Source organism: Streptomyces sp. 6N223, from assembly GCF_052246635.1.
In the GTDB taxonomy this organism is placed as follows: Bacteria; Actinomycetota; Actinomycetes; order Streptomycetales; family Streptomycetaceae; genus Streptomyces.
On record NZ_JBQQCA010000068.1, the window covers coordinates 17,007 to 33,664 of the forward strand.

The 16,658-nt window shown below is 72.3% G+C and carries 11 protein-coding genes; 9 read left to right on the top strand and 2 right to left on the bottom strand.

From position 1 onward, the window contains the following. Positions 1 to 56 precede the first annotated feature (56 nt). Both ACTWQH_RS29095 and panD read left to right on the top strand, forming a co-directional pair. Positions 57 to 1,586: an MFS transporter gene (locus tag ACTWQH_RS29095; RefSeq protein ID WP_443289767.1), complete on the top strand. Its 1,530-nt coding sequence runs from the start codon at positions 57 to 59 to the stop codon at positions 1,584 to 1,586. A gap of 550 nt (positions 1,587 to 2,136) precedes the next feature. Next, positions 2,137 to 2,559: an aspartate 1-decarboxylase gene (gene panD, locus ACTWQH_RS29100; protein ID WP_443289768.1), complete on the top strand. Its 423-nt coding sequence runs from the start codon at positions 2,137 to 2,139 to the stop codon at positions 2,557 to 2,559. A 97-nt stretch (positions 2,560 to 2,656) separates the two neighbouring features. On the opposite strand, the gene ACTWQH_RS29105 is transcribed toward panD, so the two are convergent. Beyond that, positions 2,657 to 3,868 (bottom strand): trypsin-like serine peptidase, encoded by a 1,212-nt coding sequence (locus tag ACTWQH_RS29105; RefSeq protein ID WP_443289769.1) that lies wholly within the window; start codon positions 3,866 to 3,868, stop codon positions 2,657 to 2,659. A 338-nt stretch (positions 3,869 to 4,206) separates the two neighbouring features. Between ACTWQH_RS29105 and ACTWQH_RS29110 the strand changes: the two genes are divergently transcribed. The 4 genes from ACTWQH_RS29110 to ACTWQH_RS29125 are packed head-to-tail and all read left to right on the top strand — an operon-like array spanning position 4,207 to position 10,750. Continuing rightward, on the top strand, positions 4,207 to 6,225 hold the full coding sequence (locus ACTWQH_RS29110) for an IucA/IucC family protein (protein WP_443289770.1): 2,019 nt from the start codon (positions 4,207 to 4,209) through the stop codon (positions 6,223 to 6,225). Then, on the top strand, positions 6,123 to 6,809 hold the full coding sequence (locus ACTWQH_RS29115; protein ID WP_443289779.1) for a GNAT family N-acetyltransferase: 687 nt from the start codon (positions 6,123 to 6,125) through the stop codon (positions 6,807 to 6,809). Before ACTWQH_RS29110 ends, ACTWQH_RS29115 begins: the two co-directional genes overlap by 103 nt. 31 nt (positions 6,810 to 6,840) lie before the next feature. Continuing rightward, positions 6,841 to 8,643 (top strand): IucA/IucC family protein, encoded by a 1,803-nt coding sequence (locus tag ACTWQH_RS29120; RefSeq protein ID WP_443289771.1) that lies wholly within the window; start codon positions 6,841 to 6,843, stop codon positions 8,641 to 8,643. A 55-nt stretch (positions 8,644 to 8,698) separates the two neighbouring features. Next, complete coding sequence (locus ACTWQH_RS29125; RefSeq protein WP_443289772.1) at positions 8,699 to 10,750, top strand: ATP-dependent DNA helicase; 2,052 nt, start codon at positions 8,699 to 8,701, stop codon at positions 10,748 to 10,750. A gap of 62 nt (positions 10,751 to 10,812) precedes the next feature. Here ACTWQH_RS29125 and lexA read toward each other — a convergent pair whose 3' ends face one another. Next, positions 10,813 to 11,562 (bottom strand): transcriptional repressor LexA, encoded by a 750-nt coding sequence (gene lexA, locus ACTWQH_RS29130; RefSeq protein ID WP_443289773.1) that lies wholly within the window; start codon positions 11,560 to 11,562, stop codon positions 10,813 to 10,815. Positions 11,563 to 12,030: 468 nt separating this feature from the next. On the opposite strand from lexA, the gene nrdR reads away from it, so the two are divergent. The 3 genes from nrdR to ACTWQH_RS29145 all read left to right on the top strand — a co-directional run. Next, positions 12,031 to 12,564: a transcriptional regulator NrdR gene (nrdR, locus tag ACTWQH_RS29135; protein WP_443289774.1), complete on the top strand. Its 534-nt coding sequence runs from the start codon at positions 12,031 to 12,033 to the stop codon at positions 12,562 to 12,564. A 113-nt stretch (positions 12,565 to 12,677) separates the two neighbouring features. Then, positions 12,678 to 15,605 (top strand): vitamin B12-dependent ribonucleotide reductase, encoded by a 2,928-nt coding sequence (locus tag ACTWQH_RS29140; protein ID WP_443289775.1) that lies wholly within the window; start codon positions 12,678 to 12,680, stop codon positions 15,603 to 15,605. Between the two features lie 794 nt (positions 15,606 to 16,399). Next, on the top strand, positions 16,400 to 16,658 hold a 259-nt coding region (locus ACTWQH_RS29145), incomplete at its 3' end, for an SDR family oxidoreductase (RefSeq protein WP_443289776.1).

Sequence of the window (16,658 nt, forward strand, 5' to 3'; positions counted from 1 at the left end):
CATATGGACTTCAGTTGAGACGTGCGGGCTTCTCAACTCGCCGTCCCCACAAGGGTTTGACGCGGGAGGCACCCTCCGCGTGTCTGGGATGGGAATTCCCCAATGCGCCCGTCCTTTCAGGCCACCCCCAAGGAGAGCGATTAGCGATGACAACCGCCGAGACCAGCGCGGCGCCGGCCGGCGGCGCCCAGGTGGGCTCACCGAACGCGTCAAGCGGTATGAAGATCGCCGCGTTGGCCACCGGCTTCGTGATGGCCACGCTGGACGTCACGATCATCAACGTCGCTGGAGCGACGCTGCAAGAGCGGCTCCAGGCCAGCCTCACGCAGTTGACCTGGATCGTGGACGGCTACGTCCTGACCTTCGCCTCGCTGCTGATGCTCGCAGGCGGCCTTGCCAACCGCAGGGGCCCGAAGACCATCTACATGTGGGGCATGGTCCTGTTTCTCATCGCGTCGCTGGCCTGTGCCCTGTCCCCCTCACCGGAGGCCCTCATCGCGGCCCGGCTGCTCCAGGGAGCCGGCGCGGCGCTCTTCATGCCCAGCTCGCTGTCCCTGCTCGTCTCCTCGTTCCCCGAGAAGCGGCAGCGCACCCGCATGCTCGGCCTGTGGTCGGCGATCGTGGCCACCTCGTCCGGTGTCGGGCCGACCCTCGGCGGCCTGATGGTGAGCGCCTTCGGCTGGCAGAGCATCTTCCTGCTCAACCTGCCGATCGGTGTGATCGGCATGGTGATGACGCACAGGCTCATCGCTGCGCCCGAGAGCCGGTCGCTGAAGCTGGCAGTTCCCGGCCACATCATCTGGATCATCACCCTCGCGGCCGTGAGCTTCGCACTCATCGAAGGTCCTCAGCTCGGTTGGACGGCAGGCCCGGTCGTCGTCGCCTACGCCGTCGCCGTGGTCGCCGCCGCAGCGCTGGTCCTGCGGGAGCGCCGCAGCGAGAACCTCGTCATGCCCTGGGGCCTGTTCGCCTCTCCCGGCTTCTCCGGGGCCAACCTTGTGGGCTTCTGCTTCAACTTCGCGCTCTTCGGCAGCATCTTCATGCTGGGGCTGTTCTTCCAGCACGCCCAGGGGGCAAGCCCGTTCGTCGCGGGCCTGCAACTCATCCCGATCACGATCCTGTCGCCCCTGGCCAACGTGGTGTACTCGCGGATCTCCGGCCGGTTCGCCAACGGCCCGCTACTGACCGTGTTCCTGCTGGTGGCCGGCGTCGTCTCGCTCGCCATGACCGCGGTCTCGCCGTCGACGCCCTACTGGTTGATCGCCATCGGAATTGGCGTCGCGAACCTCGGCTCCGGGATCGTCTCTCCTGGCATGACGGCCGCCCTGGTGGACGCCGCCGGCCCGGCGCACGCCAACATCGCGGGTTCCGTCCTCAACGCCAACCGTCAGCTCGGCTCACTGGTCGGCATCGCCGTCATCGGGGTCGTGCTGCACACCACGTCCGACTGGGATACGAGCGTGTCCGTCTGCTTCCTCCTCGTGGGCGTGATGTATCTGCTCGGGGCGGTGTCTGCCTGGCGGCTCGTCACCCGCTCCGAGCGCCGGGAGTCCGAACGGGCGACCGCCGACTCCGTTCGCGCCTGACAAGGCCAGCAGACGGCCCCGGCTGCACGCCGCGTCCCCCTGCGCCGTGCGGCCGGGGGCACACGGCGAGAGGACCGATGACCATTGCAGGAAGGACCGCGGTCGTCGCGGGCGCAACCCCGGACTGGGGTGTGGCCGCGGCGGCCTCGGGCTCGGCGGGTGGTGACACAGCTGTGCGCAGGCCGTGGTTGTTTGGGGTTGCGGACGTCGGCGCCCGGTGGTGATCCGGGCGCTGGCCGGGACCTGGCTCACCTGTCGGTGAACTACCGGCGCGAACACCCCGGTAGTGTCGGTACCAGTGGCGTTTGCGCCATACCAGCTCCACTTCACGCTCGCCGCGTAGGCTGTCGGTGTCGTCGCAGCAGGAGGCGCGAGGCTGGCAAGGCCCTCGATCCAACCTGACGCTTCGTCGGAAAAGTCAGCAATCGGTCAGCATGGGTCCTGAAGAACCTGGGGAATGCTGCCCGGACCTGCGACTCGCTGTAGGGTATGGAAAACGCCCTTGACCTGCAAAAACGCAGGCAGGGAGCTTTGATCCTGGAGTATCTCGATGCTGCGTACAATGTTCAAGTCGAAGATCCACCGTGCCACGGTGACCGAGTCCGACCTGCACTACGTGGGCTCCGTGACAGTGGACGCCGAGCTGATGGACGCCGCCGACCTGCTGCCCGGCGAGCTGGTGCACATCGTCGACATCGACAACGGCAACCGCCTGGAGACGTACGTGATCGAGGGCGAACGCGGCTCCGGCGTCATCGGCATCAACGGCGCGGCGGCCCACCTGGTCAAGCCCGGCGACCTGGTCATCCTGATCAGCTACGCGCAGGTGGACGACGAGGAGGCGCGGCGTATGCGGCCCAGGGTCGTGCACGTGGACGCGCGCAACCGCGTCGTGGGGCGCGGCTCGGACCCGTCCGAGCCGGTGCCCGGCGGCCCGGCGGTGCGCGGCCCGCACGCCGTCGCGCGCGCCTGACCGGCGGGCCGGCCGGCTGCCGGCGTAGAAGGGGCCCGGCGCCCCACCTCCGATGGGTGGGGCGCCGGGCCCTTCGTGGGCTGTGTGCCGCCTGCCGCTACTTGCCGCTGTTGGAGCTCACCTCGTCGAGCACGCCCTGCGCCTCGTCCTCCAGGCGCGGGCCGGCGAGCCAGGTCGACTCCAGCGGGCCGATGGAGTTGACCGAGATCAGTTCGAGCTCACCGTTGTCGCCGGTGCGCAGCCAGGGGCCGCCGGAGGAGCCGCCGGTCATGGTGCAGCCGGCCCAGTACATGACGGGCATGGCGGCGTCGAGCGACAGCCGCGCCGGGGTGTCGGTGCAGGAGTACAGGTGCTCGCCGTCGTACGGCGCCGCCGCCGGGTAGCCGAAGAGCTCGACCTCGCCGACGCCGGAGACCGCGGGGGCGTCGAAGTTGACGGGCACGGAGCCGCCGACGGCCTCCTCCAGGGACTGGCCGGAGCCGTCCTCGGGCTCGACCGACATGACGGCGAAGTCGCCGTGCGCGCCGTCGCCGCCCATCTCGGAGCCGTTCTGCACCCAGTAGTCCGTGGTGGACACGTAATTGCTCCACCAGACCCCGTGGGGCGCGATCTCCTCCAGCGGAGCCTGGAGGCTCTCATCCGCGGGCAGGCCGTTGGGGTTGTAGTACGGCACGAAGACGATGTTCCGGTACCAGCCGCCGCTGGCCCCCGCGTGGACGCAGTGACCGGCCGTGGCCACCAGGTTGGACTGTCCCGGCGCGTTCGGGTCCGAGACCACCGTCCCGGAGCAGGACATCGCGCCCTGCGGCGTGTCGAAGAACACCCGGCCGACCGGCGGCGCGTTGTCGGTGTACGGCACCTGCGCCTCGATGGCATCGACGACCTCCGGCTGCGGGTCGGTGATGCCCCGGTCGTCGTCGGGGTCGTCCGCCTCAGGCGCGTTGGGGTCCTCCTCGATCTGCTCCTCGTCGATCTCCGGGTCCCGCTCCTCGGCCTCACCGAAGCGGTCGTTCCACAGGTCCTCGATGATCGGGCCGAAGTAGTCGCCGAGCTCGCGCAGCCAGCGGTCGTCGTCCCAGTTCTGCCACTCACCCTCCAGCCAGGCGTCCAGGTCGATGTCGATCGGCAGGTCGTCGACGATGTCCTGGAGCCGGTCGTCGGCCTGCGCGTCGTCCGAGGGCGTGGTGCCGCCCGGATCGCCGCCCGAGTCTTCGCTGCAGGCGGTGGCGGTGAGCGCGAGGCAGGCGGCCAGCGCTGTGGCTGCCATGGCGGCGCGGCGGCGGCCCGGCCGCCTGCGTATCGATGACATGGGCGAACTCCCCCTGGTTTGTGCCTGTTGAGCGGTATGCATGATGTGTCTTCACTCCGCGTGGCGCGGAGCGCCCTCCACTATGCCGTTGACCATCTGGACGGCTTCGGTGGGGTCCCCGGTTCCGGGGCGGGGTGCGAAGGATCTTCCCACACGGCCGTGGCCCATCGCGCCGAGCGTCGTTAACACGAATGGAGGAACGCCGGAGGACCGCCGCGGACGCCCGCGCCCAGGCGCGGCGAACGGGCCGACGGCGCAACGGACCAGGCGACGAAGGAGGCAGGCGCGGCGGCCGGCCGGCGCACGCACCGCCGGGGCGGCCGCACGCCGCACACCCCATGACCCCACAGCCACCCCCCGAGCGCAGCCCAGCTCGCGAGCGCGATCGCGAGCTGGGAGCTCCGCTGCTCCGTCGGCTGGCCCGGCTGGTGGAGCCCGCCGCGTCCCGGCAGGCACGCCGGGGAGCCAGGGCCGACGACGCGCCCGCCGCGCTCGCCTCGCCGGAGGAGGGGCCGCCGGCGCAGGCCCCCGACGCCCCGGCCGCCCCGGACGCCGATCCGCTGGAGCACCCCGACGCCGTCCTTGCCGCGGACGCCGCCGCGACCGAGAACCTGCTCCGCTGCTGGGTGCGCGAACGCGGCGTCGAGGGGCCCGACGGGGACACCCTGCACGTCCCGCTCGCCGCCTCGGGCGCCGCGCTGCGCGTCCCCGTGCGCTACTGGTCGGCGACCGGCTGGCACCGCTTCGGCACCCTCGCCCTGGCCGGCGCCCCCGCCGGGGCTCCCCCCGTGGACGCCGTCACCCTCGCCGCCCTCCTCGGCCGGGAGGCCGCCCACGGCGGGCCCGCCCAGCCGGATCAGCCCGCCCCGCCCGCCGGCGGCCACCCGGTCGGCGAGTCCGCCGAACTCGTCGCCCGGGTCGCCGACTCGGCGCGCCGCACCGCCGCGTTCCTGGCCGCCCGCCGGGCCGAGCCCGGCCCGGCCCTCCACGGCGACGCGTTCCTCGACGCCGAGCAGTCGCTGATCCTCGGCCACCCCCTCCACCCCACGCCCAAGAGCCGCGAGGGACTGGCCGACGGCGACGCCCGGCGCTTCTCGCCCGAGCTGCGCGGCTCGTTCCGGCTGCACTGGCTGGCCGTGGACCGTGCCGCGCTGGCGGCCGACTCTGCCTGGCGCGAGGAGGGCGCGATCGTGCCCGCCACCGTGCTCGCCACCCGGCTCGCCGGGGAGGGCCTGCGGCTGCCCCCGGACACCGTGCCCCTGCCGCTACACCCCTGGCAGGCCCGCGAGGTGGTGCAACGCCCCGACGTGGCGCGGCTCCTGGCCGACGGGGCCCTGCACGACCTCGGCGAGCACGGCGAGCCCTGGCACCCCACCTCCTCGGTGCGCACCGTTCACCGGCCCGGCGCACCGGCCATGCTCAAGCTGTCGCTGGCCCTGCGCATCACCAACTCCCGCCGCGAGAACCTCCGCAAGGAGCTCCACCGGGGCGTGGAGGTGCACCGGCTGCTCACGGGCGAGCTGGGCAAGCGCTGGCATGCGGCGTTCCCCGACGGGCCCGGCTTCGGCATCGTGCGCGACCCCGCGTGGCTCGGGGTCGACGACGCCGACGGGCAGCCGGTGCCCGGCCTCGACGTGGTGGTGCGCCACAGCCCCTTCGGCGCGGCCGAGGACGTGGCCTGCGTGGCGTCGCTGACCGCGCCGCGCCCGTGGCCGGGCCGCGGTGAGGGCGAGCTGCGTTCGCGCCTGGCCGACGTGATCGGGGCGCTGGCCGCGCGCACCGGGCGGGACGGCGAGGCGGTCGCCGTGGAGTGGCTGCTGCGCTACCTGCGGGCGGTCGTGCGGCCCGCGCTGTGGCTGGACGCCGAGGCGGGCATCGCCCTGGAGGCGCACCAGCAGAACACGCTGGTGCTGCTGGACGCCGACGGCTGGCCGGCCGGCGGGCGGTACCGCGACAACCAGGGCTTCTACTTCCGCGCCTCGCACCGCGCGTCCCTCGACCGGCTGCTGCCCGGCATCGGCGAGCACTCCGACACCTTCGTGGCCGACGACGTCGCCACCGAGCGCTTCGTCTACTACCTCGGCATCAACAACGTCCTCGGCCTCATCGGCGCCTTCGGCTCCCAGGGGCTCGCCGACGAGGCGCTGCTGCTCGCGGCGTTCCGCCGCTTCCTCGCCGAGGAGGCCGCCCGCGGCGGGGCGGGCGGGCCCGTCTCACCGCTGCCGGAACGCCTGCTCCAGGCCCGGACGCTGCGCTGCAAGGCCAACCTGCTGACGCGGCTTCACGGCCTCGACGAGCTGGTCGGCCCGGTGGACGGCCAGTCCGTGTACGTCACCATCCCCAACCCGCTGGCCTGAGGGAGGCGAGCGTGACCGCCTCCTCACCGCCGGATCTGCTGGACGGCGTCGCCGGCTGGGGCCCGGCCGCCACCCCGTCGGGGGTCTTCCGCCTGGCGCCGGTCCGCCTGGAGCGCGATCTGCCGCTGATCGCCGCATGGATGAACGACCCGGTCGTCGACGCCTTCTGGGAGCTGGCCGGGCCGCCGGAGCGCACCGCCGAACACATCCGCCCCCAGCTCGAGGGCGACGGCCGCAGCCTGCCCTGCCTCGGGCTGCTCGACGGCAGTCCCATGAGCTACTGGGAGATCTACCGCGCCGACCTCGACCCGCTGGCGCGCCACTACCCCTGCCGCCCGCACGACACCGGGATCCACCTGCTCATCGGCGACGCCGCCGACCGGGGCCGCGGCCTCGGCGGCGCCCTGCTGCGCGCCGCCGCCGAGCTGGTGCTGCGTCACCGGCCGTGCTGCCGACGGGTCCTGGCCGAGCCGGACGTGCGCAACGCCGCCAGCGTCGCTGCGTTCCGCGCGGCCGGATTCCGCAAGGCAGCCGAGACCCAGCTGCCGGACAAGCGCGCCGCGATCATGCTCCGGCACCGCTGAGCGCCCCCGTTCCCACCGAGAGGAGACCCCCATGCAGCCATCCCAGCCGTCCGCCGAGGCGTGGCGCGCCGCCGCGCGCCGCCTGTTCGCCAAGATGCTCGGCGAGTTCGCCTACGAGGGCGTCATCACGCCGCGACCCGAGACGGCGAACGCCGGAGCCGGCGCCGACGCCCGGGCCGACGCCGACGGGGGCGCCCGCGCCGCGGCGTACCGGCTGCCCGTCACCCCCGCGTTGAGCTACCGCTTCCGCGCACGCCGCGGCGCCTACGGCCACTGGCGCGTCGACCCGGCCTCCATCACCCCCGACGCCGACCCGCTGGCGTTCCTCGCCCACGCCCACGACACCCTGCTCGACCTGCCCGGCGACACCACCGGCCACCTCATACGCGAGCTCACCGCCACCCTCAGCGCCGACACGGTGCTTGGCGAGAACGCCCTCAGCGCCGCCGAACTCGCCGATCTCGACTACGCCGAGCTGGAGGGCCACCAGAGCGGCCACCCGTGGCTGGTGGCGAACAAGGGCCGCCTCGGCTTCTCCGCCGCCGACGCGCGCCGCTGGGCCCCCGAGGCCCGCACCGCCCGCCCGCTGCCCTGGCTCGCCGTCCGCCGCGACCTCGCCCACTACCGCGGCGTGCCCGCGCTCGCGACGCCGGAGCGGCTCTACGCCGAGGAGCTGTCCGCCGCCACCCGGGAGACCTTCGCCCGCGCCGTGGCCGCGCGGGGCGGCGACCCCGCACGCTACCTGTGGCTGCCGGTCCACCCCTGGCAGTGGGACGAGACGATATCCCCGCTGTTCGCCCCCCAGATCGCCGAGGGCGCGATCGTCCCGCTGCCCAGCGACGGCGAACTGCGCCTGCCGCAGCAGTCCGTCCGCACCTTCCTCAACGTCAGCCGCCCGCGCGCCCGCAGCGTCAAGCTCCCGCTCTCGGTGCTCAACACCCTCGTCTGGCGCGGCCTGCCCACCGAGCGCACCCTCGCCGCCCCGGCCGTCACCACCTGGATCCACGCGCTGCGCGACGCCGACCCCTTCCTCGCCGGCGAGACCCGCGTCGTCCTGCTCGGCGAGACCGCCTCGGTCACCGTCGAGCACCCCCTCTACGACCGGCTGCCCGGCGTTCCGTACCAGTACCGGGAGCTGCTGGGCTGCATCTGGCGCGAGCCGGTCGGCGGCTACCTCGACCCGGGGGAGCGCGCCCGCACCCTCGCCGCGCTGATCGCCGTCGACCCGGCCGGGCGCGCCGTCACCGCCGAGCTGGTCTCGCGCTCCGGGCTGGCCCCGCGCGACTGGCTGCGCTGCCTCTTCGCCGCCCTGCTGCCGCCGCTGCTGCACTTCCTCTACCGCTACGGCACCGTCTTCTCGCCGCACGGCGAGAACGCCATCGTCGTCTTCGACGAGCGCGACGTTCCGGTGCGGCTGGCGGTCAAGGACTTCGTCGACGACGTGAACCTGAGCGCCGAGCCGCTGCCGGAGACGGCCGCCATGCCGGTGGAGGTGAGCGAGGTGCTGCTGCGCGAGCCGCCGCGCTTCCTCACCCAGTTCATCCACTCCGGGCTCTTCGTCGGGGTCCTGCGCTACCTCGCCCCGCTGTGCGAGGAGCAACTGGGGGTGGCGGAGGCCGAGTTCTGGTCACTCGTCCGGGCGGAAGTCCTCCGCTACCAGCGGCGGTTCCCGGAGCTGAAGGAGCGCTTCGAGACCTTCGACCTCCTCACCCCGCGCATCGAGCGGCTGTGCCTCAACCGCAACCGCCTCTACCTCGACGGCTACCGCGACCGGGCGGAGCGCCCGCACGCCGCCGTGCACGGGACCGTGGCGAACCCGCTGCACAGCACCTGAGCACGCCCCGAACGCGGCGGCGACTGTCGGCGCCGGCGCGTAAGGTGACAGCCCTATGACTGACGCATCCGAGGGCCCCACTGACGCATCCGAGGGCATCACCGAGAGCACGCCCGGGGAGCCCGCCGGGCCCGCCGGGAAGCCCGAGCTCACCGAGCTGCTGAACGCCGCCGTCACCGCCATCGGTGGCACCGAGCGGCCGGGCCAGGTCGCCATGGCCCAGGCCGTCTCCGAGGCCATCGCCGGCGGCACCCACCTGCTCGTCCAGGCGGGCACGGGCACCGGCAAGTCCCTCGGGTACCTGGTGCCCGCCCTCGCGCAGGGCGAGCGCGTCGTGGTCGCCACGGCGACGCTCGCGCTGCAGCGGCAGCTGATCGAGCGCGACCTGCCGCGCACGGCGGAGGCGCTGCGCCCGCTGCTGCGCCGCGCCCCGGAGTTCGCCACCCTCAAGGGCCGCTCCAACTACCTGTGCCTCCACCGCCTGCACGAGGGCGTGCCGCAGGACGACGAGCAGGGGCTCTTCGACGCCTTCGAGACGGCGCAGCCGACCAGCAGGCTCGGCAGGGACCTGCTGCGGCTGCGCGACTGGGCCGACGAGACCGAGTCGGGCGACCGGGACGAGATGACGCCCGGCGTCTCCGACCGCGCCTGGTCCCAGGTGTCTGTCTCCTCCCGGGAGTGCCTGGGCGCCAGCAGGTGCGCGTACGGGGCCGAGTGCTTCGCCGAGGCCGCCCGGGAGCACGCCAAGCTGGCCGAGGTCGTCGTCACCAACCACGCCCTGCTCGCCATCGACGCCATCGAGGGCGCCCCGGTGCTGCCGGGGCACGAGGTGCTCATCATCGACGAGGCCCACGAGCTGGTCTCGCGGGTCACCGGGGCCGCCACCGGGGAGCTGACCCCGGGCGGCGTCAGCCGCGCCGTGCGGCGGGCGGCCAAGCTCGTCGACGAGAAGGCCGCCGACCAGATGCTGACGGCGGCCGAGACGTTCGAGCGGCTGCTGGAGGTGGCCGCCCCCGGGCGGCTGACCGAGATCCCGGAGGATCTGGGATACGCCCTGGCGGCTCTGCGGGACGCCGCCCGCGCCGTCATCACCGCCCTGGGAGCGACGCGCGACAAGTCGGTGCAGGACGAGGACGCCGTGCGCAAGCAGGCGCTGGCCTCGGTCGAGGCGGTGCAGGATGTCGCCGACCGGATCGTGCAGCGCTCGGAGCACGACGTGGTCTGGTTCGAGCAGCACGACCGGTACGGCGCCTCGCTGCGCGTCGCGCCGCTGTCGGTCTCCGGGCTGCTGCGGGAGAAGCTGTTCAGCGACCGGTCGGTGGTGCTGACCTCGGCCACCCTCAAGCTCGGTGGCGACTTCAACGGCGTCGGCGCCTCGCTGGGGCTGGCGCCCGAGGGGGAGCGGGGCGAGGACCTGCCCGAGTGGCGCGGCCTGGACGTCGGCTCGCCGTTCGACTACCGCAAGCAGGGCATCCTCTACGTGGCGCAGCACCTCGCGCCGCCCGGCCGGGAGGGCAGCCGGGCCGACATGCTGGACGAGCTGGCGGAGCTGGTGGAGGCGGCGGGCGGGCGCACGCTCGGCCTCTTCTCCTCCATGCGCGCCGCCCAGGTGGCCGCGGAGGAGCTGCGCGGCCGCCTGGACCTGCCGATCCTGCTGCAGGGGGAGGAGACCCTCGGCGAGCTGATCCGGACCTTCGCGGAGGACGCCGGGACCTGCCTGTTCGGCACGCTCTCCCTCTGGCAGGGCGTCGACGTGCCCGGCCCGAACTGCCAGCTCGTGGTGATGGACCGCATCCCCTTCCCGCGCCCGGACGACCCGCTGATGAGCGCCCGGCAGAAGGCCGTGGAGGAGGCGGGGGGCAGCGGCTTCATGGCGGTGGCCGCGACGCACGCCGCGCTGCTGATGGCGCAGGGCTCGGGCCGGCTGGTCCGCTCCACGGAGGACCGGGGCGTCGTCGCCGTGCTCGACCCGAGGCTGGCCAAGGCCCGGTACGGCAGCTTCCTGCGGGCCTCGATGCCGGACTTCTGGTACACCACGGACCGGAACCAGGTGCGCCGCTCGCTCGCCGCGATCGACGCGGCAGCCCGCGCCGCCGCCGCGTCGTGACGCCGCGGGACCAGGTCCGGGACCGGCCGGGCCCGGGCGCGAGCCGGGCCCCGGGCCGGGTGCTAGACCCGGCGCATGACGGCGACGACCTTGCCCAGTATGGTCGCCTCGTCGCCGGGAATCGGCTGGTAGGCGGCGTTGTGCGGCAGCAGCCAGACCTGGCCGTCCTCGCGCTTGAAGCGCTTGACGGTGGCCTCGCCCTCGATCATCGCCGCCACGATGTCGCCGTTCTCCGCGACGGGCTGGCGGCGCACGGTCACCCAGTCCCCGTCGCAGATCGCGGCCTCGATCATCGAGTCGCCCACGACCTTCAGCACGAAGAGCTCGCCGTCGCCCACCAGCTGCCGGGGGAGGGGGAAGACGTCCTCCACGGACTCCTCGGCCAGGATCGGGCCGCCCGCGGCGATGCGGCCGACGAGCGGCACGTACGACGCCGCGGGCTTGCCGGCGGTGTCGGTGGCCGGGGGAACCGGCGTTTCGGCGCCGCGCACCTCGTACGCCCGGGGGCGGTGCGGATCGCGGCGCAGGAAGCCCTTCCGCTCCAGAGCCATCAGCTGATGGGCGACGGAGGAGGTGCTCGACAGCCCCACCGCCTGGCCGATCTCCCGCATCGACGGCGGGTAGCCCCGGCGCTGCACGGAGTCCCGGATGACCTCGATGACCCGGCGCTGCCTGTCCGTGAGCCCGGAGCTGTCGGCCCGGATGCCCGGTGGACGCCCGGGCATCGGCCTCACGGGCGCGCCGTCCGGCGCGGCCATCCGGTCCTGGCGGCGCTCAGCGGCGGTGATGGCGTCGTCTGCTGCGGTGGTCATGTCGGCCCTTTCTCAGGCTGGTACTCCCTAGTCACACAACGGTAGTTGCTATCGAAAGGTTGCGCCAAACACACGTTCGAGTGAAAAAACGCAGATCGACTGACGCGATCAAGGAATCAGGTGTATAGCCGCAAACGGTAACCCAGGGTGTCCGATTACGGTAGCCCCCGGCGCCGCGGATCCGCCCGCGCGGCCCGGTCGTCGGCGCTGCGTCACCCGTCGGCGGCGGCGCGTGGCCGCACGACACGCGCGAGGCACGGAAGCGCTGCACAACCCTAGATCTAGTGGTTGGATGTCCGCCGGTCCCCACAAATTGTGGTCCCATGGCGTCATCCGCGGCGGATATCGCCTATGCTTGGGCATCGCCCCCAGGGCCGGTGCGCCGGTCCGGTGGGGGCTGTCGGCTCGTGCCACCACGGGTGTCGCCAGCACGCTGCGTCACCGATGCTGTGAGAAGGGAGACAGGCGATGCACTGCCCCTTCTGTCGCCACTCCGACAGCCGCGTCGTTGACAGCCGGACCGCCGACGACGGCACCGTGATCCGCCGCCGCCGCCAGTGCCCGAGCTGCGCCCGGCGTTTCACCACGGTCGAGACCGCCTCGCTCATGGTCATCAAGCGCAGCGGCGTGACCGAGCCGTTCAGCAGGGACAAGGTGATCGCCGGCGTGCGCAAGGCCTGCCAGGGGCGTCCGGTCACCGAGGACGCCCTCGCCCAGCTCGGCCAGCGCGTGGAGGAGGCGGTGCGGGCCACGGGCAGCGCGGAGCTGTCCACGCACGACGTCGGCCTGGCCATACTCGGCCCGCTCCGCGAGCTCGACCTCGTGGCCTACCTGCGCTTCGCGTCCGTCTACCGGGCCTTCGACTCGTTGGAGGACTTCGAGGCGGCCATCGCCGAGCTCCGCGAGAGCATCAGGGACACCCGGCGGGAGGAGCGTCCCGCCGCCGAGGAGGACGAGGCCAGGGGCCCGGCGGCGCCGGGTCAGCGCGCCGCCGCCGGCTGAGCGGCGGGGCACCCGGCCGGTGCGCATCGTCGCGTTCCGGCCATCAGAACAGAATCCGTGATCCGGGAACAATCCGGTCACACCAGGGCGTTACGCCCGTACAGGGAGGCGGAATGACTGAGACGACGAGCGGCCCGGCACGTGGCTCCCGCGCCAAGGCTGGCAAGGGAGGCAAGGGCCTGCGGATCGAGCGCATCCACACCACCCCCGGCGTGCACCCGTACGACGAGGTGGTCTGGGAGCGCCGTGACGTCGTCATGACCAACTGGCGCGACGGCTCGATCAACTTCGAGCAGCGGGGCGTCGAGTTTCCCGACTTCTGGTCGGTGAACGCGGTCAACATCGTCACGAGCAAGTATTTCCGCGGTGCCAACGGCACCCCGCAACGGGAGACCAGCCTCAAGCAGTTGATCAACCGCGTGGTGAAGAGCTACCGCGCGGCGGGGGAGAAGCACGGATACTTCGCCTCGCCCGCGGACGCGGAGATCTTCGAGCACGAGCTGACGTACGCCCTGCTGCACCAGATCTTCAGCTTCAACTCGCCGGTGTGGTTCAACGTCGGCACCAAGCAGCCCCAGCAGGTCAGCGCCTGCTTCATCCTCTCCGTCGAGGACTCCATGGAGTCGATCCTCGACTGGTACAAGGAGGAGGGGATGATCTTCAAGGGCGGCTCCGGCGCCGGGCTGAACCTCTCGCGCATCCGGTCGTCCAAGGAGCTGCTCTCCTCCGGGGGCAACGCCTCCGGGCCCGTCTCCTTCATGCGCGGCGCCGACGCCTCCGCCGGCACCATCAAGTCCGGGGGCGCCACCCGCCGCGCGGCCAAGATGGTCGTGCTCGATGTCGACCACCCCGACATCGAGGCGTTCATCGAGACCAAGGTCAAGGAGGAGGAGAAGATCCGCGCCCTGCGCGACGCGGGCTTCGACATGGACCTCGGCGGGGACGACATCACCTCCGTCCAGTACCAGAACGCCAACAACTCGGTGCGCGTGACCGACGCGTTCATGCGGGCGGTGGAGTCGGGATCCCGGTTCGGCCTGCGGGCGCGGATGACCGGCGAGATCATCGAGGAGGTCGACGCGCGGGCGCTGTTCACGAGGATGGCCGAGGCCGCCCACGCCTGCGCCGACCCCGGGATCCAGTACGACGACACCATCAACCACTGGCACACCTCGCCCGAGTCCGGCCGGATCACCGCGTCGAACCCGTGCAGCGAGTACATGCACCTGGACAACTCCTCCTGCAACCTCGCCTCCCTGAACCTGCTGAAGTTCCTCCAGGACGACGACGCGGGCAACCAGTCCTTCGACGCCGAGCGGTTCGCCAAGGTCGTCGAGCTGGTGATCACGGCGATGGACATCTCCATCTGCTTCGCCGACTTCCCGACCCAGAAGATCGCCGAGACCACGCGCGCCTTCCGGCAGCTCGGCATCGGGTACGCCAACCTCGGCGCGCTGCTCATGGCCACCGGCCACGCCTACGACTCCGACGGCGGCCGGGCCCTGGCCGGCGCGATCACCTCGCTGATGACCGGCGTCTCCTACCGGCGTTCCGCCGAGCTGGCGGCGGTCGTCGGCCCCTTCGAGGGGTACGCGCGCAACGCGGACGCCCACAACCGGGTCATGCGCCAGCACGCGGACGCCAACGCCACGGCCAAGCGCATGGACGACCTGGACACCCCGGTGTGGGCCGCGGCCACCGAGGCGTGGCAGGACGTCGTCCGCCTCGGCAAGAAGAACGGTTTCCGCAACGCCCAGGCCTCCGTGCTGGCCCCGACCGGCACCATCGGCCTGATGATGGACTGTGACACCACGGGCATCGAGCCGGACCTCGCGCTGGTGAAGTTCAAGAAGCTGGTGGGCGGCGGCTCCATGCAGATCGTCAACAACACGGTCCCCAAGGCGCTGAAGAGGCTCGGGTACCAGGCGGAGCAGGTTGAGGCGATCGTCGCCCACATCGCCGAGCACGGCAACGTGGTCGACGCCCCGGGCCTGAAGCCGGAGCACTACGAGGTCTTCGACTGCGCCATGGGCGAGCGCTCGATCGCCCCGATGGGCCACGTGCGGATGATGGCCGCCACCCAGCCGTTCCTCAGCGGCGCGATCTCCAAGACCGTGAACATGCCCAGCACCAGCACGGTCGAGGACGTCGAGGAGATCTACCTCCAAGGCTGGAAGCTGGGCGTGAAGGCCCTGGCCGTGTACGTGGAGAACAGCAAGGTCGGCCAGCCGCTGTCCGCCAAGAAGAAGGAGGGGCAGGCGGCGGCCGGGACCGCAGGGAGCGCCGGCGCGGACGCCGGGAAGGAGAGCGAGCCGGAGCGGATCGTCGAGTACCGGCCGGTCCGCAAGCGGCTGCCCAAGGGCCGACCGGGCATCACCACCTCGTTCTCGGTGGGCGGCGCCGAGGGCTACATGACGGCCAACTCCTACCCGGACGACGGCCTGGGCGAGGTCTTCCTGAAGATGTCGAAGCAGGGCTCCACCCTGGCCGGCATGATGGACGCCTTCTCCATCGCCGTCTCCGTGGGCCTGCAGTACGGCGTTCCGCTGGAGACGTACGTCTCGAAGTTCACCAACATGCGCTTCGAGCCGGCCGGCATCACCGACGACCCGGACGTCCGCATGGCGCAGTCCATCGTGGACTACATCTTCCGCCGCCTGGCGCTGGACTTCCTGCCGTTCGAGACCCGATCGGCGCTCGGCATCCACACCGCCGCCGAGCGGCAGCGCCACCTGGAGACCGGCTCGTACGAGCCCAGCGACGACGAGATGGACGTCGAAGGGCTCTCGCAGTCCGCGCCGCGCCAGACCGAGACGGCGACCGGTCCGGCGACCTCGGCCCGGCGGCCGGAGCCCCCGGCCGCGACCGCCCCCTCGGCGCTGCCGGCGCCGCAGCAGGCGCACAACTCCACGGAGCTGCTGGAGATGCAGCTCGGCCTGAACGCCGACGCCCCGCTGTGCTTCTCCTGCGGCACGAAGATGCGCCGCGCCGGCAGCTGCTACGTCTGCGAGGGCTGCGGCTCCACCAGCGGCTGCAGCTGAGACCGGGCGGAATCGCATGCGGTGCATCATTCGCCTTGATCGGCTACGACCGAAGTAGCAGGTGACAGCAGGTCACGAGGGGGAGCCGGTTTCGACTGGCTCCCCCTCTACAGGCGCTACGGCTTCGAAGACACCGGCGAGCGGCACCTGTGGGGAGACAAGCTGCCGAACCTCCGTATGACCCGGGCGAGCGCCGCGGAACAACGAGGCGATCAGCACTGAACGGCTTCGCTCAGCCGCCGAGCACGCGATCAACGTCTCCGCGCCTGCCCGCCACAGATGGGAAACGGCTCACTGCCTCTTGGACTCCGCATTCCCCTGCTTCAGCGCGGCGACGAAGTCAATTGGGGTAGGTCTGCAGCCAGGCCGCAAGGAGCGTGTGGGCAAGGGCTGAGGCGTCCTCCACCCGGGCGCTGTCGATCAAGAAGTCCACACGGGCATTGTTCAGTGCGCCCCGTCGGGCCGCCGGGCGATATTCGCAGACCGAGCCGCGCTGATTCATGGCATGCCGTAGCGGTACCGACGCCGGACTCCCGAGCAGTACCGCCAGTAGCGGCGGAGGATCCCTCCCGAGGATGCCGGAGAGGGGCCCTGCTCAGTGGCGGAGGCGGGATTCCAGCCGCGCGCCGCGGAATCGGTGTGGGCGTCCTTCATGCCGGGAATGCGGTGAATGCCGCATAGTCTGAATAAGGACACTGCGCCAGTACAAGGGCGGGAGCGCGCCGCGGACGGCCTGCGCGTCCGGCGCGTGGTGCGCTCCCGCGTTCACCAGGGGGGCGGGAAGGAGGCCCGCCGTGACCAGCGCGATTCTTGTGACGGGCGGCACGGGATCCCTCGGCCGCCACGTGGTGTGGCGGCTGCTGGAGGACGAGCACGAGGTGCGCGTCCTCAGCCGCCGCCCCCGCCCGCCGAGCGACCGCTCGCCGACGGAGTGGGTGCGCGGCGACCTGAAGGCCGGGCGCGGGATCGACGAGGCGCTCTCGGGCGTCGACGCCGTCGTGCACTGCGCCACCACCGGCGGGCGGGGGGGGGGGGGGGGGGAGAGGAAGCTGA